Annotated in this window: 21 protein-coding genes, 2 tRNA genes and 1 pseudogene; 11 read left to right on the forward strand and 13 right to left on the reverse strand. The window is 60.2% G+C overall.

Translation table 11 applies throughout. The features are described 5' to 3' along the window. The first annotated feature begins 61 nt into the window (after nt 1-61). Nucleotides 62-1,294, forward strand: a complete 1,233-nt coding sequence (locus AC0L4F_RS15515; RefSeq protein WP_244690404.1) for an MFS transporter — start codon at nt 62-64, stop codon at nt 1,292-1,294. A gap of 124 nt (nt 1,295-1,418) precedes the next feature. Here AC0L4F_RS15515 and AC0L4F_RS15520 read toward each other — a convergent pair whose 3' ends face one another. From AC0L4F_RS15520 to AC0L4F_RS15545, 6 genes are all read right to left on the reverse strand, one after another. Next, nucleotides 1,419-2,186 carry a squalene/phytoene synthase family protein gene (locus AC0L4F_RS15520; RefSeq protein WP_244689873.1) on the reverse strand — a complete coding sequence of 256 codons (768 nt, stop codon included), beginning with the start codon at nt 2,184-2,186 and terminating at the stop codon, nt 1,419-1,421. Next, the gene (gene cimA, locus AC0L4F_RS15525; RefSeq protein ID WP_244689875.1) at nt 2,183-3,796 is read right to left on the reverse strand and encodes a citramalate synthase; all 1,614 of its coding nucleotides are present in this window, start codon (nt 3,794-3,796) and stop codon (nt 2,183-2,185) included. Before cimA ends, AC0L4F_RS15520 begins: the two co-directional genes overlap by 4 nt. A 99-nt stretch (nt 3,797-3,895) precedes the next feature. After that, nucleotides 3,896-5,257, reverse strand: coding sequence for a cysteine--tRNA ligase (cysS, locus tag AC0L4F_RS15530; protein ID WP_244689877.1), 1,362 nt, complete (start codon nt 5,255-5,257; stop codon nt 3,896-3,898). A gap of 139 nt (nt 5,258-5,396) precedes the next feature. After that, complete coding sequence (locus AC0L4F_RS15535) at nt 5,397-5,918, reverse strand: EamA family transporter (RefSeq protein ID WP_244689879.1); 522 nt, start codon at nt 5,916-5,918, stop codon at nt 5,397-5,399. Further along, complete coding sequence (locus AC0L4F_RS15540; RefSeq protein ID WP_244689881.1) at nt 5,881-6,309, reverse strand: EamA family transporter; 429 nt, start codon at nt 6,307-6,309, stop codon at nt 5,881-5,883. Before AC0L4F_RS15540 ends, AC0L4F_RS15535 begins: the two co-directional genes overlap by 38 nt. After that, complete coding sequence (locus tag AC0L4F_RS15545; RefSeq protein WP_244690405.1) at nt 6,302-6,685, reverse strand: VOC family protein; 384 nt, start codon at nt 6,683-6,685, stop codon at nt 6,302-6,304. The genes AC0L4F_RS15540 and AC0L4F_RS15545 overlap by 8 nt, the downstream gene beginning before the upstream one ends. A gap of 93 nt (nt 6,686-6,778) precedes the next feature. Between AC0L4F_RS15545 and soxR the strand changes: the two genes are divergently transcribed. The 3 genes from soxR to AC0L4F_RS15560 are packed head-to-tail and all read left to right on the forward strand — an operon-like array spanning nt 6,779 to nt 7,953. Continuing rightward, entirely contained in the window at nt 6,779-7,237 is a 459-nt protein-coding gene (gene soxR, locus AC0L4F_RS15550; RefSeq protein ID WP_244689883.1) for a redox-sensitive transcriptional activator SoxR, read from the forward strand. A gap of 36 nt (nt 7,238-7,273) precedes the next feature. Next, complete coding sequence (locus tag AC0L4F_RS15555) at nt 7,274-7,627, forward strand: MmcQ/YjbR family DNA-binding protein (protein ID WP_244689886.1); 354 nt, start codon at nt 7,274-7,276, stop codon at nt 7,625-7,627. Then, nucleotides 7,624-7,953, forward strand: coding sequence for a TfoX/Sxy family DNA transformation protein (locus AC0L4F_RS15560; RefSeq protein WP_244689888.1), 330 nt, complete (start codon nt 7,624-7,626; stop codon nt 7,951-7,953). Before AC0L4F_RS15555 ends, AC0L4F_RS15560 begins: the two co-directional genes overlap by 4 nt. A gap of 9 nt (nt 7,954-7,962) precedes the next feature. Here the strand turns inward: AC0L4F_RS15560 and AC0L4F_RS15565 are convergent, their stop codons facing one another. Then, a complete protein-coding gene (locus tag AC0L4F_RS15565) occupies nt 7,963-8,505 on the reverse strand; it encodes an NUDIX hydrolase (RefSeq protein ID WP_244689891.1) in 543 nt (180 codons plus the stop codon). A gap of 80 nt (nt 8,506-8,585) precedes the next feature. After that, nucleotides 8,586-9,008: a nucleoside-diphosphate kinase gene (ndk, locus tag AC0L4F_RS15570; protein ID WP_244689893.1), complete on the reverse strand. Its 423-nt coding sequence runs from the start codon at nt 9,006-9,008 to the stop codon at nt 8,586-8,588. A gap of 278 nt (nt 9,009-9,286) precedes the next feature. Between ndk and AC0L4F_RS15575 the strand changes: the two are divergent. The 5 genes and pseudogenes from AC0L4F_RS15575 (at nt 9,287) to AC0L4F_RS15595 (ending at nt 15,161) form a co-directional block, all read left to right on the forward strand. Next, nucleotides 9,287-11,156 (forward strand): annotated as a pseudogene (locus tag AC0L4F_RS15575) (ABC-F family ATP-binding cassette domain-containing protein). A 136-nt stretch (nt 11,157-11,292) separates the two neighbouring features. Further along, the gene (locus tag AC0L4F_RS15580) at nt 11,293-11,919 is read left to right on the forward strand and encodes a MarC family protein (RefSeq protein WP_244689896.1); all 627 of its coding nucleotides are present in this window, start codon (nt 11,293-11,295) and stop codon (nt 11,917-11,919) included. 42 nt (nt 11,920-11,961) lie between these two features. Then, on the forward strand, nt 11,962-12,543 hold the full coding sequence (locus AC0L4F_RS15585; RefSeq protein WP_244689898.1) for a retropepsin-like aspartic protease family protein: 582 nt from the start codon (nt 11,962-11,964) through the stop codon (nt 12,541-12,543). 124 nt (nt 12,544-12,667) lie between these two features. Further along, on the forward strand, nt 12,668-13,039 hold the full coding sequence (locus tag AC0L4F_RS15590) for a VOC family protein (protein WP_244689900.1): 372 nt from the start codon (nt 12,668-12,670) through the stop codon (nt 13,037-13,039). A 196-nt stretch (nt 13,040-13,235) separates the two neighbouring features. Then, nucleotides 13,236-15,161, forward strand: coding sequence for a D-apionate lactonase family protein (locus AC0L4F_RS15595; RefSeq protein ID WP_244689902.1), 1,926 nt, complete (start codon nt 13,236-13,238; stop codon nt 15,159-15,161). Between the two features lie 12 nt (nt 15,162-15,173). Here AC0L4F_RS15595 and AC0L4F_RS15600 read toward each other — a convergent pair whose 3' ends face one another. Next, on the reverse strand, nt 15,174-16,211 hold the full coding sequence (locus AC0L4F_RS15600; RefSeq protein WP_244689904.1) for a Gfo/Idh/MocA family protein: 1,038 nt from the start codon (nt 16,209-16,211) through the stop codon (nt 15,174-15,176). 222 nt (nt 16,212-16,433) lie between these two features. Between AC0L4F_RS15600 and AC0L4F_RS15605 the strand changes: the two genes are divergently transcribed. Next, a complete protein-coding gene (locus AC0L4F_RS15605; RefSeq protein ID WP_244689906.1) occupies nt 16,434-16,709 on the forward strand; it encodes a hypothetical protein in 276 nt (91 codons plus the stop codon). A gap of 108 nt (nt 16,710-16,817) precedes the next feature. Here the strand turns inward: AC0L4F_RS15605 and AC0L4F_RS15610 are convergent, their stop codons facing one another. Together AC0L4F_RS15610 and AC0L4F_RS15615 are read right to left on the reverse strand one after the other, a co-directional pair. Beyond that, nucleotides 16,818-17,480 carry a L,D-transpeptidase gene (locus AC0L4F_RS15610; RefSeq protein ID WP_244689907.1) on the reverse strand — a complete coding sequence of 221 codons (663 nt, stop codon included), beginning with the start codon at nt 17,478-17,480 and terminating at the stop codon, nt 16,818-16,820. A 196-nt stretch (nt 17,481-17,676) separates the two neighbouring features. Next, nucleotides 17,677-17,752 (reverse strand) — tRNA-Val (locus AC0L4F_RS15615). A 159-nt stretch (nt 17,753-17,911) separates the two neighbouring features. On the opposite strand from AC0L4F_RS15615, the gene AC0L4F_RS15620 reads away from it, so the two are divergent. Beyond that, nucleotides 17,912-18,136 (forward strand): hypothetical protein, encoded by a 225-nt coding sequence (locus tag AC0L4F_RS15620; RefSeq protein ID WP_244689909.1) that lies wholly within the window; start codon nt 17,912-17,914, stop codon nt 18,134-18,136. Between the two features lie 181 nt (nt 18,137-18,317). Here AC0L4F_RS15620 and AC0L4F_RS15625 read toward each other — a convergent pair whose 3' ends face one another. Together AC0L4F_RS15625 and AC0L4F_RS15630 are read right to left on the reverse strand one after the other, a co-directional pair. Continuing rightward, the gene (locus AC0L4F_RS15625) at nt 18,318-20,999 is read right to left on the reverse strand and encodes an ABC transporter substrate-binding protein (RefSeq protein ID WP_244689911.1); all 2,682 of its coding nucleotides are present in this window, start codon (nt 20,997-20,999) and stop codon (nt 18,318-18,320) included. A gap of 151 nt (nt 21,000-21,150) precedes the next feature. Further along, nucleotides 21,151-21,225, reverse strand: a tRNA-Val gene (locus AC0L4F_RS15630). Between the last annotated feature and the right edge of the window lie 122 nt (nt 21,226-21,347).

Below are 21,347 nucleotides of genomic sequence, written 5' to 3' on the forward strand. Positions count from 1 at the left end.
CACTGGGATGTGCAGGAATGTGGTCTTGCTGTCGCCGCGCGCCGTCTATACCGATTTCGCCATGAGCGATACACTCCCCCACACCCCCGCCGCGCCGGACACCCGCGCCAAACGCAATGTATTTGTGTTGGTGTTGGCCCAGGCCATTCTTGGCGCACAGATGCCGATGATTTTCACCATTGGCGGCTTGGCGGGGCAATCGCTGGCGTCGAATTTGTGCTTTGCGACCCTGCCGATTTCGATGATCGTGATCGGATCAATGGTCACCGCGACGCCGATATCGGCCTTCATGCAGCGCCACGGCCGCCGCGCCGGTTTCTTTATTGGCGCGCTTGGCGGGGCCCTGGGCGGGGTGATCGGGGCCTATGGTCTTTATCTGCAAAGCTTTCCGGTCTTTTTGATCGGCTCTTTCCTGACCGGGGTTTACATGTCAGCGCAGGGTTTTTACCGCTTTGCCGCCGCAGATACCGCCACGGATGATTTTCGCCCCAAGGCGATTTCCTATGTCATGGCCGGTGGTCTGGCCTCGGCGATCATTGGTCCGCAACTGGTGAAGATGACCGCCGATGCCTATGTGATCCCCTTCCTTGGCACCTATGCGGCGGTGATTGCGGTCAACCTTGTCGGGGCCTTGTTGTTCCTGTTCCTCGACATTCCCAAACCGCCGACACCTGCGGCCGATGCCCCCAAGGGGCGCAGCAAATGGCAGCTGATCACAACGCCGCGGATCGCCGTCGCGGTGATCTGTGCCATGGTGTCTTATGCGCTGATGAACCTTGTCATGACCTCGACACCGCTGGCGGTGGTTGGCTGTGGCTTTGACAAGAATTATGCCGCCGATGTGGTGACCGGGCATGTGCTGGCGATGTTTGCACCGTCGTTTTTCACCGGCCACCTGATTGCCCGTTTCGGCGCGGAACGGATTGTCGCCCTGGGATTGATGATATTGGCAGCGGCGGGTGGTGTCGCCCTTTCCGGTGTCGCGCTGGAGAATTTCTTTGTCGCCTTGATCCTGTTGGGACTTGGCTGGAATTTCGGCTTTATCGGTGCGACCACAATGTTGGCCAGCGCCCATGCCCCCGAAGAACGCGGTCGCATGCAGGGGATGAACGACCTGATCGTGTTTGGCGGTGTCTCGGTGGCGTCGCTTGCCTCTGGCGGATTGATGAATTGTTCCGGTGGCACGGCCCAGGCTGGCTGGACCGCGGTGAACCTGGCGATGGCGCCCTTCCTGTTGCTGGCGGGGGCGGCGCTGATCTGGCTGGTGATGCGGCCCAAAGCTGCTCCGGTTTGATCTTGGGTCTGATGTGACTGGGTCTGCTGTGACTGGACTGATGTCACTGGTTTGATGTCACTGGCCTGATCACACGGCCAGAGCCGCCAACCTGCCAAACCCCGCCGACGGGGTTTGGCCGCGCCTAAAATCCCCCGAACCAGGTGCGGCGAAGCAACAGCGCCCGTTTGCCAAAACCGGACAACCCCAACGCACCCTCCGCCACCAGACGCGGGTCGGAAATCGCCTGTGCCAGGATCGCCTCTGCCTGCCATGTGGCGCGCAGGGGCTCTCGGACTGCGGGCATGAAATACGTGGCCTTGCCCCGCTTCAACCGAACTAGCGCGTCCTGCGCCAGCGCCTGCACCGCCTCTGGCCGACCATCCACCAGGGGCACCCGGCCCCGCGCCTCCAGCTCTGGCACCGCAGACAGATATTGCGCCACCCCGGCACCATAGGCGATATCGCGCACCGGTGTTTCCTGGGTACAGCCAAACCACTCTGCCGCCACCCAAAGCAGATTGCCGGCAGTGGCGTCGATATAGCTGTCGAAATCGGCGCGATCCTCAAACGGATCACGCCCGATATCCCATCTGCGGGCGTCAATCAGCGCATCCAGCGGCCCGACCTGAGCGCGCCGCAGCACCGTGGCCAGCGGCGTGACCACCTCATGGCGCCGCACCTTGTCACCGCCTGCAATCTCTTCCAGCGCATCGCGCCACCATTGCAGCCGCATTTCGGCAATCATCGGCTCTTCGGTCACCCAAGGCGCACGCGAGACCTCGACGTTGAAGGCATAAAGCGGAAACAGCCTTTGCCGCGCCACGACACGGGTCGACATCGTCGCCATGAACCGGTCCGGGTCGCCCTTTTCGACAATCGCCGCGCAGGCCTGCCAACCGTCGACTGTCATGCGCCGGTATCGCGGATCAGCTTCCAGCGGATCGCATCCAATAGCGCCTCCATCGACGCATCAACGATGTTGGGCGACACACCCACCGTGGACCAACGCCGCCCCTTGCCATCCTCGCTGTCGATGATGACGCGGGTCACCGCCTCGGTGCCGCCCTGGGTGATGCGCACCTTGAAATCCACCAGATGCATATCGTCGATCGAGGTCTGATACTTGCCCAGATCCCGCTTCAACGCCTGTGACAAGGCGTTGACCGGCCCGCGATCATTGCCTTCGTCATCATGGCTTTCACTGACCGACAGGATCTGTTCATCGCCAATCGTCACGGCGACCACGGCCTCAGAGGCACTGACAATCTGGCCCAGCGCATTGCGCCGCCGCTCCACCGTGACCCGGTAACGATCCAATTCGAAAAACCGATGGCTTTTCCCCAATTCGTCCCGCGCCAGCAATTCGAAACTCGCCTGCGCCCCGTCATAGGCATAGCCGTCGGTTTCGCGTGCCTTGACCCGTTCAAGGATACGACCCAGCGCCGGATCGCCCTTTTCCACCGCCAGCCCGGCATCGGCCAAACGCTGGCGCAGGTTCGACTGCCCCGCCTGGTTCGACATCGGAATGACCCGTTCATTGCCCACCAGCGACGGCTCGATATGTTCATAGGTCGCCGGATCTTTCAGGATCGCACTGGCGTGCAAACCGGCCTTATGCGCAAAGGCCGACGCCCCGACATAGGCCGCCTGCCGCATCGGCACCCGGTTCAGGATCTCGTCCAGCATCCGGCTGATCCGCAACAACCCGGACAACGCCTCGCGCTTCACCCCGATCTCGTAATCGCTGGCAAAAGGTTCCTTCAACAGCAAGGTCGGGATCAGGGTCGTCAGATTGGCATTGCCACAACGTTCGCCCAATCCGTTCAACGTGCCCTGCACCTGACGCGCACCGGCCTCGATCGCCGCCAAGGTGCCCGCCACTGCATTTTCGGTGTCGTTATGGGTGTGAATACCCAATGCGCCGCCGGGAATACCCGAAGCAATCACCTCGCGCACAATTCCGCCAATCTCACCCGGCAACGTGCCCCCATTGGTGTCACACAGCACAACCCAACGCGCGCCCGCATCCAGCGCCGCGCGCAGGGTCTCCAGCGCATATTCCGGGTCGGACTTGTAACCGTCAAAGAAATGTTCGGCATCAAACAATGCTTCACGTCCATTCGCAGTGATATGCGCAATCGACCGCGAGATATTCTCGGTGTTCTCGGCATTGCTGATCCCCAGCGCCGCCTTCACATGATAGACATGCGCCTTGCCCACCAGACACACCGCACTGGTGCCGGCATTCATCACCGCCGCCAGCACATCGTCATTCTCGGCGCTGATACCTGCGCGCTTGGTCATGCCAAAGGCCGTCACCTTCGCCCGCGTCTTGGGGGCCGTATCAAAAAACGCGCTGTCTGTCGGGTTCGCACCGGGCCAGCCGCCTTCGATGTAATCAATCCCCAAACCGTCCAGCGCCTCGGCAATCCGCACCTTTTCAGCGGTGGAAAACTGCACGCCCTGGGTCTGCTGCCCATCGCGCAAGGTGGTGTCATAAAGATAAAGCCGCTCAGCCATGACTGTGCCCCTTGCTTCTTCTGTTCAAAAATATCCTCGGGGGGAGTCTGCATCCGCAGACGGGGGGCCGACAGCCCCCCATGCAACATCCGCCAGACATCACAATGCCTCCAACTTGGCGGCGTCAAACCCCGGACCGGGCACCAATTCGACCCCAGCCTTGCTCATCCGCACTTCGACACCGGCGGCAATCAGCGCCTGTTTCATCGCATCCACACCGGAAAAATCTTTATTTTCCATTGCCTTGGCCCGCGTTTCATTGAACCGCGTCACATAATCCGACAGATCCACCGCAACACGGTCCCAACCGCCCAGATCCTCGCCCAACAGCCCGAGCAGCGCCGCCCCGGCCTTTAGCGCCGGGGCCTCTCCGGCCGTGGCAAGCCGGTGCAATTCGGCAATCGCACCCGCCGTGTTCAGATCATTGGCCACCGACGCCAAGACCGCCGCAGGCACATCAGAGGCCTCGACGCCCGCAACCATGCCCCGCCATTTGCGCAAGACCGCTTCGGCCTCTGCGGCCTTCTTCTCGGTCCAGTCCATCGGCTTGCGGTAATGCGTCGACAGGAAGACAAACCGGATCACCTCGCCCGGAACGCCCTGTTCCAGCAGATCACGCACAGTAAAGAAATTGCCCAAGCTTTTGGACATCTTCTTGCCTTCGACCTGCAACATCTCGTTGTGCATCCAGACCTGGGCAAAATCCCCCTCAGGGTGGGCGCAGCAGCTCTGGGCAATCTCGTTTTCATGATGGGGAAACATCAGATCGTTGCCGCCGCCGTGAATGTCGAACGACGCGCCCAACAGCGCAAAGGACATCGCCGAGCATTCGATATGCCAACCGGGACGTCCCCGACCCCAGGGGCTGTCCCACCCCGGCAGATCATCGCTGGACGGTTTCCACAACACGAAATCCATCGGATTGCGTTTATAGGGCGCAACCTCGACCCGCGCGCCGGCGATCATATCATCAACCGACCGCCCCGACAGCGCGCCGTACTCTTTGTAGCTTTCGACCGAAAACAGCACATGACCTTCTGCCGCATAGGCATGGCCGCGCGCGATCAGATCGGCAATCATCTCGACCATCTGGGGGATATACGCCGTGGCGCGCGGCATATGTGTCGGCTCTAACGTGCCAAGCGCGGCCATGTCATCAAGATACCATTGGCTGGTCTCTGCGGTGATTTCGGCAATCGACCGCCCGCTTTCGGCGGCACGGGCGTTGATCTTGTCATCCACGTCGGTGAAATTGCGCACATAGGTCACGTGACCCGCACCATATTCATGCCGCAACAGCCGGAACAGCACGTCGAACATGATCACATTGCGTGCATTTCCCAGATGGGCCCGGTCGTAAACCGTTGGCCCGCAAAGATAAATGCGCACGTTGTCGGGGTCGATCGGGGTGAACAGCTGCTCCCCCCGAATCTTGGTATTATGCAGTTTGATCTCGGCCATGGTCTCTCCTCGACACGCGCTGTGATGGGCGCACGAACGCTCGCGGCGGGCATAGCAAGATCAGTTCACAAAGGAAAGAAAGAGCAGGCCCGCCGAAAAATTCAGCGGGTAATGCAGCAAATGAGGGTTGCAAGCGTGCTCATGCGATCCGTTTAACACGGGTTGGCGCCCGCGCCAAGCGCGGTTTGCGCTGATCCAGCAAAGTAAGTGCCACGCCAACCGCAATCAGCCCGGCACCGCCCCATGTCAGCGGCCCGTATCGTTCCCCCAGCAGCAGCACCGCCGCCGCCATGCCGGTCGCCGCCGCGACATAGCCGATCTGGCTCAGCATCACCGGCCCACCCAACCGTTGCAGCCGGAAAAAGGCCGGGAATGTTGCGCCGGCCACCAGAAATTGCGCCAGCGACACGCCGGGAATCTCGGCCAGGGTTTCCAGCGGGATACGCCCGAGATTGACGGTCAACACCACAGCAAAGACCACGGCGGCGGTCAGATGGCTCCAGAATGCCAACACCACCGGTTCGCCGCCTTCGGGCCAATCCAGCGTGCGATAGACATTGCCGATCGCCAGGATCACCGGAATGCCAAGCGCCGCCAGCGCCCAGGGCGACAGCCCCGCCAATTCACCCCGCCCAAGGGCCACCAGAATGGCCCCCGACATGCCAAATGCGATGCCTGGCCAGGCCGAACGCCTTGGGCGCGCGCAGGCCGAACACCAGCGAAAACCCCAAGGTGAACACCGGCGACAATGCAAACATCATCCCCACCTGCCCGGCCCCGACATGGGGAATGGCGGCGAACACCAACAGGTTGGCACCCACAAAGGTGATCAACCCGGCCAGCACCACATAGCGCAGCATTGGCCCGCGCGGCACCACCAGCGCCCCCCGCGCCAAAAGCCCCGGCACCAGTGCCACCGACGCCCCGACCGAAATCACCAAGGCCCAAAGCGCAGGCGGCACATGTGCCGCCCCCGCAAGCTTGCCCAAAGGAAAGTTCAACCCGGTCATCACGCCGGTGTAGATCAACAGAAACGGGATCGCATTAGGCATAGCTGACCACCTCGTATTCCACGCCATCCGGCCCTTCGAAGTAAAACCGCCGCCCCGGTTCGTAATCGGCGTGGTTGATCGGCACATAGCCTGCGGATGTCACCCTGGCTTCGATCGCGTCAAGGTCATCCACCACGATGCCGATATGGTTGAGCGCCCCAAGATGGGTATAGCGCGTGGTCTGGCCTTCCATCCGATCCTTGGGGGCATAAAGCGCCAGATAGCTGCCATCGGTGCCGACATGCACCGTATAGCCTTTGCCGCCCAGGCCCTCGCCCTCCCAGCGGATGTGCCAGCCGAACAGATCGTGCAGAACGGCCGCGGTGGCGCGCGGGTCGTTGACGGTGATATTTGCGTGTTCCAGATAGGCCATGATTGGCTCCCTTTCAATTTATCTGGACGCAGGCTAATCCCTCAACTATGGTTCAGCTCAACCTTAAAGTTTCGTTTGTTTTCAATGGATACGAATATGGCAACACGTGGATTGGGCATCGGGGTCGTGGCCGAACGCACCGGATTGGCGGTGTCGGCGGTACGGTATTACGAAGATCAGGGGCTGGTGCATCCCGGGCGCAATGCCGGCGGCCAGCGGGCCTTTGAACGGTCCGACATTCGCCGACTGAGCTTTGTGCGCATCGCTCAGGGCCTCGGGTTTTCCATTGCCGAGATTCGCGCCGCCTTGGCCGAATTGCCAGAGGGGCGCACGCCGACGAAATCGGATTGGGAGCGGATTTCCAATGATTTTGGCCGCATTCTGGACGCGCGGATTGCCCAGATGCAGGCCCTGCGGCGCAATCTGGATGGCTGTATCGGCTGTGGCTGTCTGTCGCTGGAACGCTGCAAGCTGTATAATCCAGAGGACCGCGCAGCAAAGCTGGGACAGGGGCCAAGATTTCTGCTGGGGGACACCCCCAGCGACGCCGAATGACTTGCAGACCCGGCACGCCCCCGGCAAAATTGGCCCATGTCACGTGAATTGGTAAATCGCATTTGCGCCGCCCTGCCCGGTGCCGAAGTCTCTGACCCCTGGGGCGGTGGCCATGATGCCTGGAAGGTCGGCGGCAAGATGTTTGCCAGCATCGGCGCGGTGGGTGACGGTGTGTCGCTGAAAACGCCGGATATTGACTCTGCGGCCATGTTGATTGACCTAGGGCGCGCGATCAAAGCGCCGTATTTTCACCGGTCCTGGGTGCATGTGCCGTTCAGCATGATCGAAAACGGCGAGGTTCCCGAAGACGAGCTGCGCGACCGGCTGGAAAACTCCTATCACTTGATCCGGTCAAAATTACCGAAAAAGATACAGGCATTATTGAAATGAGCGAGCCGGTCAGCACGATCCGCAACCTTGGCCCGGCAATGGACGAGGCCTGTGCCCGGGCGGGGATTCACAGCGCCGAGGCCCTGCGGGAACTGGGGGCCGATGCGGCCTATGCCAAGCTGCTGGCCAGCGGCACGCGCCCGCATTTCATCGGCTATTACGTTCTGGTCATGGGGTTGCAGGGGCGGCCGTGGAATGATTGTCAGGGCGACGAAAAAGCCGCCCTGCGCAAAAGATTTGATGCGCTGAAATCCGCAAATCAGCCCAAGACCCACGCCGGTATCGAAAAGATCCTGAACGAAATCGGCGTGGTCGAACGGCGCTGATCGCGGAGATCAGAGTTTCATCCGCGCAAAGGCCCAGGCCGCAGCCATATGGGTGATCGCAAAACGCGGCGTGCCCAAAGCGCCGTCCAGCTCTTCTGGTGTGGCAAAGCTGACTTCCATATCTTCCAGATCACCGGAATCGGCCTCGGTCACTTTTTCACAATCCAGCGCCAGGAAATAGCTGCCGAAACATCCGCGCTGGTTGCCGTTGTCGACATATTGGCCCAGGGGAATGAATTTCCCGGCACTATATCCGGTTTCTTCGATCAATTCGCGCCGACCGGCCTCTTCCGCTTCTTCGCCTTCGTCGACGAAACCACCGGGAAAGGTAATCGAAACCCGGCGCGGCCCGTGTTTGTATTGTTCGAGAATCATGATGCGCCCGTCTTTGGTGACCGGAACCACCGAAACGAAGGGCCGCAGATGTACCTGATAGAAATCATTGATTTGCTGACCACTGGGCAATTCAACGGTTTCGCAGGCCACGCGCAAATAGGGCAGCGCCTCGAATACAAAATCCTGCTTGATGGTTTTCCATGTTGTGTCTGTCATTTTTGCCACCTCATTATACTTGATACGAAAATGCCGCCCCTTTCGGGACGGCATATAGACTTATCGGAAGGTTCCGACAGTTAGCCCACCAGTTCGAGACCGGCGAAGAAATATGCGATTTCTTCGGCTGCGGTTTCCGGAGCGTCGGACCCGTGAACCGAGTTTTCGCCAACGGATTCGGCGAATTCGGCGCGCACTGTGCCCGGTGCCGCGTCCGCAGGGTTGGTTGCGCCCATGACTTCGCGGTTTTTGGTGATGGCGTTTTCGCCTTCGAGCACCTGCACGACAACCGGCTCGGACGCCATGAATTCGCACAGTTCGTCATAGAACGGACGCTCGGCGTGCACCGAATAGAACTGACCTGCCTGCGCTTTGGTCAGGTGGATGCGTTTTTGTGCGACGATGCGCAGACCTGCGTCTTCGAATTTGGCATTGATCTTGCCGGTCAGGTTGCGGCGGGTGGCGTCGGGTTTGATGATCGACAGCGTGCGTTCGGTTGCCATTGGGGCTACTCCTATTCATGGACCGGAGGAAAGCCCCGGTCAGGCCATGTTAAATCGCGGCTGCGATAGCATGGGTTGCAGCACTTGGAAAGGGCGGGTTTGCTTCGCCAGGCCCGCCACAGGCCCGCCGCACGCCTGCCACACGCCCAGCATGGGGGCGCTGCCCCCAAACCCCCGGGATATTTCCGAACAGAAGAAGTTTGGACATCGCCCCCTTGGCGCGTTCGGGGTGTTTTCTGGTGCTGGCATGTGGGGCGCAGCTCTGTTAGAGCGCGGCCATGCTGAGAATTGATGACATTTCGTATTCGGTTGAGGGGCGCCCGTTGTTTGACGGGGCCAGGCGCAACCATTCCTGCCGGCCACAAGGTCGGGCTTGTCGGGCGCAACGGTACGGGCAAAACCACCCTGTTCCGCCTGATCCGGGGGGAATTGACCCTGGATGGTGGCACGATCTCCTTGCCGCAGCGCGCGCGCATTGGCGGGGTCGCCCAAGAGGTGCCCGCCAACGAGGTGTCACTGTTGAATACGGTGCTGGCGGCGGACACTGAACGTGCCGCATTGATGGCCGAGGCAGAGACCGCGACAGATCCCGGTCGCATCGCCGAGGTGCAAACCCGCCTGGCAGATATTGACGCCTGGTCGGCAGAGGCGCGGGCGGCTTCGATCCTGAAGGGGTTGGGGTTTGACCATGCCGAGCAACAGATGCCCTGTAGCGATTTTTCCGGTGGTTGGCGGATGCGGGTTGCGCTGGCGGGGGTGTTGTTTGCCCAGCCGGATTTGTTGTTGCTCGACGAACCGACCAACTATCTCGACCTTGAGGGCGCGCTGTGGCTGGAAAGCTATCTGGCGAAATATCCCCATACGGTGATCATCATCAGCCACGACCGTGGGCTTTTGAACCGGGCGGTGGGCGCGATCCTGCATCTGGAAGAGCGCAAATTGACCTTTTATCAGGGCCCCTATGATCAATTTGCCCGCCAGCGCGCCGAACAACGCGCCGTGCAGGCGGCGATGGCGCGCAAGCAACAGGCGCGCAAGGATCACATGCAGAGCTTTGTTGATCGGTTCCGCGCCAAAGCCTCGAAGGCGAAACAGGCACAGGCCCGGCTGAAGATGATCGAAAAGATGGACATGATCGCCGCGCCGGAGGAAATTGCGCGTCGGGTGTTTTCCTTTCCTCAGCCCGAGGAACTGTCGCCGCCCATCATCGCAATTGAAAACGGGACAACCGGATACGGCGAGACGGAAATCCTGCGCAAGCTTGACCTGCGGATCGACCATGACGACCGCATTGCCCTGTTGGGCAAGAACGGTCAGGGCAAATCCACCCTGTCCAAGCTGTTGTCGGATCGTTTGCCGCTGATGTCGGGCAAGATGACCCGGTCCAACAAGCTGCGGATCGGCTATTTTGCCCAGCACCAGGTGGATGAATTGTTCATCGACGAAACGCCCTTGCAGCATTTGCAAAGCGCGCGCCCCGGTGTGTTGCCGCCGAAACTTCGGGCGCAGTTGGCGGGTTTCGGGCTTGGCGCCGATCAGGCCGAAACCGAGGTCGGCCGCCTGTCGGGTGGCCAGAAAGCCCGGCTTTCGTTGCTTTTGGCGACGCTGGATGCGCCGCATTTGTTGATCCTCGATGAACCGACCAACCACCTGGACATCGAAAGCCGCGAGGCGCTGGTCGAGGCCTTGACCGCCTATAGCGGCGCGGTCATCCTTGTCAGCCATGACATGCATTTGCTGAACATGGTGGCGGATCGCTTGTGGCTTGTGTCTGATGGATCGGTGAAACCGTTTGAGGACGACCTCGAAGCCTATCGCAAGGTGTTGTTGTCGGTGGACAAACCGGCGCGCACGCCCAAGGCGGAGAAAGCCGAAAAAGCCAAATCCGAAAAGCCCAAACGCGCGCCGCGTGATCACATCCTGGCGCTGCGCGCCGAGGTGCGCAAATGCGAAGAGCGGGTGGAAAAGATCACATCCATGCATGAAATCCTGTCCAAGAAGCTGGCCGATCCATTGATCTATGAGGCGGGGCGCGCCAGCGAATTGGAACAATGGAACCGCAAATTTGCCGAGGTCGAAAAGGGCATGGCGCGGGCGGAAAAGCTTTGGATGGCGGCGTTGGAAAAACTTGAGGCGGCCGAGGCCTGAAACTTGGCCTGACGCTTGGTCGCGGGCTTGGCCTGAGGTTTAGCCTGGCGCGTGAATTGACGCTTGGATTTTTGACAAATGGCTGGGCTGCCCCTTGCCAAGTCTGCTTTGGCATGGTGCTTGTGATCTATGGATAGTGCATTTCTCTATCTCTGCTTTTGTCACGCTGTTTGTGGTGGTCGACCCGATTGGGCTGACGCCATTGTTTGTCGCCATGACCCAAGGCATGTCCCCCAGCCTGCGGCGTGCGATCGGGATACGCGCCTGTTTGGTGGCTGTGGTCCTGTTGGCGTTGTTTGGCGCAATGGGCGAGGCGGTGTTGGGATTTATCGGGATTTCCATGCCGGCGTTCCGCGTGGCGGGCGGCATTTTGCTGTTTATCACCGCGCTCGACATGTTGTTCGAGCGCCGGACCAAACGCCGTCAGGATCAGGCGGACAACGACGATGATCATGATGATCCTTCGGTGTTTCCGCTGGCCATTCCGCTGTTGGCGGGGCCGGGTTCGATTGCCTCGATCATCCTGTTGACCGGGGAAAAACCGGGGATCGAAGGTTATTTTCTGGTGATGGGCGTGTTGCTGGCGGTGATTGCCATTGCGCTTTTGCTGTTCATGGCGGCCGGGTTTCTGGAGCGGCTTCTGGGAAAGATCGGCATTGTGGTTGTGACCCGGTTGCTTGGCATGTTGCTGGCGGCGCTGGCGGTGCAATTCGTGCTGGATGGGTTGCGCGCCTTTGGCTTTGCGGCGGCGTTGACCTCGTAAACCGGCCGCCCTGCCCCTATCTTGGCATCAGGAGAGCGCGAAATGAATGCCATGGACACCGGAAACCTGATCTACCTTGTTGTGCTGTTGGGCGCAGTGGTGTTCTGGTTCGCCATCTCCAACCGAAATTCCCTCGGCAAGATGTTGCAACATGCGATGGTGTGGGGGCTGATTTTCATCGGCGCGATTGCGGCTGTGGGGCTTTGGGGGGATATTCGCCAGACCGTGATGCCGCAGCAATCGGTGTTTGCCGATCAGGCCCGGATTGAAGTGCCGCGCAGCCCCGATGGCCATTATTACCTGACGCTGGAGGTCAACGGCACGCCGACCCGGTTTGTTGTCGACACTGGCGCGACGTCGATTGTGTTGCTGGAACGTGATGCCGCCGCCGCCGGGATTGATCCGGCGACGCTGAACTTTGCCAGCACGGCGATGACCGCAAATGGCACCGTGCGCACCGCGCGTGTGGTGCTGGACGCGATTGGCCTGCCGGGAATGGAAGATCGCGGCGTGACCGCCTTTGTCAATCAGGGCGAGATGGCCGAGAGCCTGTTGGGCATGTCTTATCTGCAACGGTTTGAGCGGCTGGAAATATCAGGCGGGCAGCTTATCCTGGAGCGATAATCGCCGAGGGTCCGCTTTTGCCCGCCCCGTGGCGTGCCGCGCACCGTTGAACGGCACAACGTGATACTTTGATTTTCCAGATCCTGCGCCATACTCCCCCGACACATCTCAAGGAGGGGTTCCCATGCAACTTGGCGCATTTTCCGTCAGCCTCGCGGTCAAGGATCTGGCTGCATCCAAGACGTTTTACGAAACGCTCGGGTTTTCCGACATGGCCGGGACGATGGATCACGGCTATCTGATCATGAAAAACGGCGACACGCTGATCGGCCTGTTTCAGGGCATGTTCGACCGGAATATCCTGACCTTCAATCCCGGTTGGGACCAAAATGCCCAGCCGGTAGAGGGGTTTACCGATGTGCGCCAGATTCAGGCGCGGCTAAGGGCCGACGGCATGACATTTGAGCAGGAGGCCGACCCAGAAGGCACCGGTCCCGCCAGTTTTGTCGTCATCGACCCGGATGGCAACCCGGTGTTGGTGGATCAACACGTCTGACAGTCTGGCGCGAAGCTGTCGACCACGATCCAAGCGGTGGTTCACCAGCCAGTCGTCATGTTGTGGGCGTTGACCGTTGCGAGCCAGTCTTGCCGGTTTTCCGTTTTGCCGCTGGGGGGTTCCTGACGGTCTGTGCTGGGCCATGCGGATTTCATCTGATATGATGACTATATCAGAATAGAAAGCGACCCAGACCATGGCACATCCCGACATCCAGACCCGTCTTTATGGCACCCAAGACCCCGCCGATGACCTGCGCCAGATTGCGGTTGGGCCGTTGTCGTTTCTGTATTCCGGCGATGGTTTGCGGCGGATTTCATGGCAGGGCACGGAATTGGTCCGGGCCATCGCCTGGCCGATCCGGGACGCGAATTGGGGCACCTATCCGCCAGAGGTTCTGTCCGAAAGCCTTCAGGAAACGCCGGATGCGGTCACTTGTGCGGTGAGTTTTGCGGTGGCGGGCGGTGGGCTGCGCTGTGATGTGACGGTGGTTGCCGGGGCCAATGGCGAGATGCGGGCCGATATGGTGATGACGCCGACCGGCGCGGGGTTTGCCACCAATCGCGCCGGTTTCACCGTGCTGCACCCGATCCGCGGCGTCGCTGGCGCGCCCCTGACCGTGACCCATTCCGACGGGCGCCGCGACAATGTCACCTTCCCCGACCTGATTTCACCGGGCCAGCCGGTGTTTGACATTGCGGGTCTGGCCTATGGCATCGACGGGGCGGCCGTCGACATCCGATTTGAGGGCGAGATGTTCGAAATGGAGGACCAGCGCAATTGGTCCGATGCCTCGTACAAGACATATTGTGTGCCGCTGGTGCATCCGTTCACCTATGAGATCACCGAACCGGTGACCCAGACGATCCATGTGACAATGACGGGCGAAGCGGCCAAAGACCGTGCCACCGCTGCGTCGGGGCAGCTGGTGATTGGGGCAAGTCCCGCCCGCGCCCCCGATCTTGGGCTGGCAATCGAGCCGGGGTGGCTTGGAGACGGAACCGCGCGTGAGGCGATCCTACAGGCCGGGGCAGCACATCTGCTGGTGCGCATACCTTTGGATCCGCCCGCCGGCTATCTTGCCGAATGTGCCGCGCTGGCGCGGGATCTGGGGGCTGCGGTGGATGTGGAAATCATTCTGGCCGATGCCGCCGATCCGGAAACCGCCCTGCGCGAAATCGCGCAAGCCATGGCCAAGGCCGGGTTGACGCCAAAACGGGCGCTGGCCCTGCGCGCGGGATATCTGGCCAGCCATCAGCCCTGCGGCCCCTGGCCCAAAGGCCCCACCCCCGACGATGCAATACGCGCGGCGCGATCCGCCCTGGCCACCCCCCCGGATGGTCCGGAGATTGGCGGCGGCATGATGACAAATTTCACCGAATTCAACCGCTGCCGCCCCGACACCAGCCTGTGCGATTATGTCACCCACGCAAATACCGCAATCGTGCATGCCGGTGACGACATGTCGGTGCTGGAAACGCTGGAAACCCTGCCACAGATTTTCGCCAGCGCAGCGGCACTTTCGGCGGGGTTGCCTTACCGGCTGGGGCTGGTGTCCATTGGCATGCGCACCAACCCCTATGGTGCGGCGGTGGCCGAAAACCCCGATCAAATTCGCCGCACCATGGCCCGGATTGATCCACGCCAGCGCGGTTTGTTCGCGGCGGCCTGGGCCGTCGGTGTTCTGGCCGCAACCGAAAACAGCAAGGTCGACGCCCTGTGTCTGGCGGCGCCCACCGGGCCCTTCGGCATCGATTACACCGCCCAAGACCATCCGCAGGTCGGTTATGACGCCACGACGGCGGTCTATCCGCTGTTCCATGTGATACGCATGGCGCACAGCATGGCGGGCGCGACACGGTTGACCATGACCGGGCTGCCCGCGCCACTGGTGGCCTATGGTGTGCGTGACGCTGCGGCGGACCGGATGATGATTGCCAACCCATCGGCCAAGGGGCAAACCCTGACATTGTCGGCACCGGCCCGGATCAGGCAGTTGGATGCCAATAGTTTTGACCAGGCGATCCGCGATCCGCTCTGGCTGGACACTGCGCCAACGACCGAGACGGCAGAGATTGATCTGCCGCCTTTCGCGCTGGCCTTTGTCCACTCAGGCCACTGACATCAAATGGTTTCAGGCGGGATCGCTGAATTCCGCCACATCCACCACCCGGCCCTTGGCGGCGGACAAATAGGCCGCTTCGACAAGGGTAAAGGTCTTGAGGTTGTCGGCCCCGGATGTTTCCGGCTCTGCCCCAGAGGCGAGGCAATCGACAAAATGCTGTTGGATGATCGCGACGCTTTCCTGAATGTTGTGCCAGGGCCGTTCAGCCCAATCCAACAGCGGCGGCGCGACATCCTGCACCTCTTCTTCCGCACCAATTTGCAGCGTCAATTTATAGCCTGCATCCAACCGCAAGGTGCCCCTGTCCCCGTCGATTTCCAACAAGGTTTCAGGAAAGGTTTCGGGCCTGCGCCGCGTGGCATAAGAGCAATCCACAACGCTGGTCATGCCGCTTTCATGTGTCAGCAACATGGTTGCCACGTCTTCGCCTTTGATCTTTGGGTTGATGCGGGTGGTGGTCGCGGCCAGCCGGGTGACATCGCCCATCAACGCCCGCGCCACATCCAGAATATGAATGCCCAGGTCCTCGATGATGAAACGGTCGCCCTCTGCCAGATAGGGCTGGCCCGAAAACACGTCATAACCCGAGCGGAACGAAGCCCGACAGAAAAACGGCGTGCCGATCCGACCGGCGCGCAGGGCATCAATCACCGCGCGAATTGCCGACTGCCAGCGGAAATTCTCGTGCACCATCAGTGTTTTGCCCGCCGCTTCTGCGGCCTGTACCATGGCGCGGGCATCGGTGATGTTTTCGGCAAAAGGTTTCTGACAGATCACATGGACATCCTGCGCCAGCGCCAGTTCAACCAAAGAGCGATGCGACGGCGCGGTTGTGATCACATCGACAAAGTCGAGCCTCTGTTCGGCCAGCATGGTTGCCATATCGGTATAAAGCGCGTCGATGCCAAAAGCCCCGCCAGTGGATGTGAGCCGGGTCTTGTCGAGGTCGCAAATCGCAACAATTTCGGCGCCGTTGACCATCTTCCACGCGTTCAGGTGGTTGCCTGCGAAAAACCCTGTCCCAATCACTCCGCCGCGTAACGTCATATGTCTGTCTCTCCCATTGGATCTGTATTGCCGCTGATCGCGGGGCAATACCGCAATGCCGCAAACTGGTATGATAACTATATGATCGCTATGCTGGCGGTGCAAGTCGCGAATGCCACAGGTTGCCCCGCCTTTGCCCGACCGCCGCGTCCGGGTGTTGCGGTGGCAGACGTCGGATGACAAAGTGGTGGCGGAACAAGCCTGTACAGTAGGAATGGTATTTTGAAGACGACAGTGAAATTGAGCGCGGTGGTGATCGCGGCATTCGGCCTTGCTGCCTGTGAACCGGTTGATGGCAGCACCTCTGCCATGCCCAACACCACCACAGCCCCGGAGTCGGTTCAGGCCATTGCCGCCCCTTATCAGGATCTGACTGCGGTACGCTGGAACCCTGACGATGGCTGCTATTGGTATCGTCACGTGGGTCCGGTCGAAACCACGATGCTGCCGCTGCGCACCGTCAACGGCAATCCGATCTGCACAAAACCCGCCGCCTGACCCCGCCGCCGGGGTCCAGATCAGGATCGGATTCGGTTCGGTTTCGGAATAATAAATACGCCACGGACCCCCGCCAGCCACCGCTGGCCGGGGTCCGTTTGCATTGGATCAGATGCTGATCGGGCCCTGCCCGCCGGTCGGGTAAAGATAGGCGGTAACGCCGGTTTCCACCTGATCGTAAAGCGCGTTGATATGCGGCATCACCATGCGCACACAGCCAGAGCTTGCCCGCGTGCCAATCGACCGGGGCGCCGGCGTGCCGTAAATCCGCAAATAGGTGTCGCGATTGCCGACATAAAGATAGAGCGCACGCGACCCAAGCGCGTTTTCCGGGCCGGGAGGCATGCCATCGGCCCAGCGGGCGTATTTGCCCGGCTCGCGCTCGATCATCGCCGGGGTTGGCGTCCAGCGCGGCCATTTCGCCTTGCGCTTGATGGTATAGGTGCCCGGCTCGTACAGCCCGTCACGGCCAATGGCGACGCCATAGCGCATCGCGGTGCCGTCGTCCTGAATATGATACAGATACCGCGCCACCGCATCGACGTGGATATCACCGGGCGTCAGCCCCGCATTTGCCTGAACCCGGACCGGCAACAACCGCGGGTGCAGCCCCCAGGGGTTGGTCGACGTCAAATCGAAATCTGCGGGTGTCACACGGGCATCCCAACTGTCCCAGGTGCCGCCCGATGCGGCCTGTGCCAAAAGAGGATTGGCAAGCGCCGGCGTGCACAGCGCGGCAGCGGTTCCGATAAAGTGTCGTCGTGTCAGCATTTTACTCTTCCAAACTTGCGGGTGCAATTCGCAGAATGACCGCAATCCGCCCGTAAACAAAGGGATTCCCCAGAATTCGCCATCGCAGAACGTGATGACCCACCATGTTGTGGCCCAGTGTTGCGCGCCAGTGCAACACGGCGCAACAATTGACACATGCGCTGTCGCGTTTTTGTGACTGTAAACCTGTAGGGAATGGTGGGTGATGAGAGGCTCGAACTCCCGACATCTTCGGTGTAAACGAAGCGCTCTACCAACTGAGCTAATCACCCGCTGGCCGTGCTTTTAGTCCGGCATTCGCGGGGCTTCAAGGCTCAAAATGGGGTGATTTCCGATAGATTTGCAAATTTCTGAAAAAAATTCTTGACCTAAAGTATACTTGAGGTCGCAATTTCATCCGCGTCACGAAAATCAACCCAAGGAGACGCGACATGACACAGCTGACAGAGACCACATCAACACAGCCCCGCACCATCCTGGCATCCACGGGGCGCGTTCTGTTGCGCGCCTTGATCAGATCGCTGCGCGCCCGGCAGACCCGCAAGGGGTTAGAGGCCTATCGCGGCAATCCGCATCTGGCCCGCGATATCGGCGTTCCAGCGGCACCAAGCCAGATTACAGCAAAGCTGCCCGCATCGACAAAGCCACTTTGGTAGGCCCTTTATCCAGCGGCGGGCATTGGGGCACGGGCGCACCCACCCTGCCCCAATGCCCGCCGCTGCACCACGGGCCGATGCACATATTTGCCTTACCCAGTCCTGAACAGCGACCGGAGCAGAAAAAAGCGCATTCGAAATACGGTGAAGATTTTGTTGTTTGAACGAACAACTGCCGCCCTCAGTCGAGACGGTGCCAATCAGCGATATTCCAAAGCATGCCAGCATAGGAATTCGCGACAACACCGCCCAGTGTGACAGAACGCGCCGCGACTTCGGCCCGTTGCACAAGCGGGATGGAAACATGACCGCCAGCGCTGACCATATTGTCCAGGCGCTTGATAATCTCTTGGCGCTCGGAAAGCCCCCCAGTACGCCCGAGTTCTTTCAGCAATTTGTCAAATTCCGGGTCGCAATATCGCGTGATATTGTCCCCAAACCAGCCGTTGTCAGGCCGCGGCTCCGAACCACAACGGAAATTGTTCAGATAGTCTTCCGGGTCCGCGCCAGCAAAGACGTTAGAATACATCTGCACGTCGGCATAAAACCTTAGATATGTATCTTCCGAATTGGAACCGCCGCCAAAGAACACCGTTGGCGCAATATTGCGTAGTTCGGTTTCGACGCCGATCTGGCGCCACCATTCCCTTATCAAGGCCTGGAAATCCTGGCGAACAGCATTGGTTGAGGTCTGAAACAGAATCGACAGGCGAACACCGTTCCTGGTCCGCACACCATCACTCCCCCGTATCCAGCCAGCCGCATCGAGTAGTCGGTTCGCACCATCGATGTCCTGAACCAGACAGTCAGTGGTGCCAGAGGCATAGACCTTCGGCGCGGGAATGAGATCGCAGGTGCTGCGACCCGAAACACCATAGCCGATTTCGGTCAGCAACTCGCGGTCGATCGCCATGGAAAGCGCCCTGCGAACGTCCCTTTGTGTCAGGGCGGGATGCGGAGCGTCGCGTGTTGAGCGTATATCAGGCGCGAGTTTCGGCGACGGATCGGTCAGGTTAAGCATCAACCGTTCCACCAGCGCACGAAACGCCACAACAGGCACGCCGCGCCCGCCTTCGGCCATCTGGTCCAGAACGTCCGGCGCAAGCTGCAGGTTCCAGGCGAAATCACTCTTGCCGGTCTCGAACACCGCAGTGGCAGCGCTTTGCGCATCACCGCCACCAACCAAGCTGATTGTCTCGAACGCCGGTTTTCGGGCCTCGCGGTAGTTGCGGTTTGCTTCAAACTCGATCCGGCGGGATGAGTAGTCCCGCACTACAAAAGGCCCTGTGCCGCGGGGGCGGAAATTCTGTGTGCACGACGGGGCCTTCGCCCCTTTACACGGCGCAAACTGAGATTTTTGAAGCACCGGCGAATTGGTACCGACAAAGGCGCGATAGGGATAGGCCGTCGGCTGCAAGAACCGAAAGCGCACGGACATTCGGTCGATCAACTCAACACTTTCAATTCCGCTGAACTGGTTGGATTGCGCACATCCGGTCCGGGCATCCATGCAATATGCGGCGGTAAAGGCCACGTCGTCGGCCGTGAGCGCCGTGCCGTCAGACCAGGTCACTCCATCCCGCAAACGCCAGGTTATCGTTCGTAAATCTTCCGAGACCCCGCCATTTTCAAGCGTCGGAACTCTGTTCGCGAGGACCGGCAGGATATTGCCCTCAGGATCGAAGGAGGCCAGCGGCTCGAGCACAAGCGACGCGGCCTCTATATCCTTCGTCGAGCCAGAGAGATAAGGGTTGAGTATCGACGGCGCTTGCCAATAGGTGAGTGTTGCGGCCCCATCGGCACCGCGCCTTTGTGCCGTCGCGGGCGGCGATGGGCGGACCTTTTCGGGGTCTGGCTTCGGTGCGGGGGTTGGCGGGTCTGGCTCTGGCTCTGGCTCTGGCCGGGTCAATGCCACCAACCGTTTCTTGGCAATCCCCGCGGCAGGCGTGTCTGGGAAACCGGCGACGATACGTTCCAGCGCAAGAATTTGCAGATCATCGGGCAGTCCAAACCCAAGGATAAGAAGCTTGTCTGCTTCTGCCGCCCGATCGGCGCTGCTGTTTGCCCCCGACACCCCGCATTGTCCGGCGATGCAGGTGAACCCTAACGCGGCATCATAATACGCAGGCTCTTGCAGATGCCCCCCAGCCCCGCGCGCCAGACGCGCAGTATCGACCTGCGCACGCGACACGGCTTCTTCCAAGTGCAGACGTTGTTCGAGATATGGCAAAAAGCTACGGGTGAACACCGAAAGCTTTTGTTCCGGTGGATCGTCGGGTAGACGATCCAAGGCCTCCTGCCCCTCTCCGGCGGAATAAACGATAAAACTGCCGGTGCGCGGCGACAACGGTGCAAGCCCGCGCGTCATGCAGGCCGAACGCCGCCCTTCGGGCGGCTTGAACGGATTGTTGCGGCAAGCGTCGATGATCGCCACGGTCAGCCCAGTATTGCGCATCTCGATTTCGTCCAGGATGCCGTTCACCCCGTTTTTCAACGCAACGGTTTCGCGTTTCAGCTTGCGATCACTGCCTTGTGATGGCGCATCGGTCGGCACGAGGTAATTCACCTGCCCGTCCGACCAGCCATGACCAGAAAAGACGACGATCACATCGTCGCCCGGTTCCAATCCGGCCAGAAAAGTATCGAAGGAGTTGAGCATGCCGTCGAGGTCACTGTCTTTCAACCGTGAAATTTGGTAACCAAACTCCCGAAACAGCGCGGCATATGCATCGGCATCTGAATGGGTGTTCCGCAGATCGGCCAAGGCCAGATACTCGGCGTTGGAGACCACCAGCGCATGTTTTTCGGCGGCAGCGGGCACCGCAAAAACAAGCGTCAGAAGGCAGGCTGCGGCCAATCTCATACGAAAATCAGTCCGGCTTCCTTGCCGAACTATCCCAAATTACTTTCTCTATAGGTCGATAGTGCAGCCGCATGGCCCGCATTGCAACACTTTAGAAATCAACCTGTGCTTCATCGAGAACGGCGCATATCAAAACAGAAAAAGAGGGGTATGGTGGGTGATAAGAGATTTGAACTCCTGACATCTTCGATGTGAACGAAGCGCTCTACCACTGAGCTAATCACCCGGTAGCGCGTCTATTAGCCTTCCTTGAAATGACGTGCAAGGGGGGTGTAAAAAATTCCGCACCGGACGTGCATCACCGGATTTTCCATGTCGGTGCTTGCGCAGAAACCGGCGCAGGAACCG

The organism is Marinovum sp. J2-8 (genome assembly GCF_055808435.1).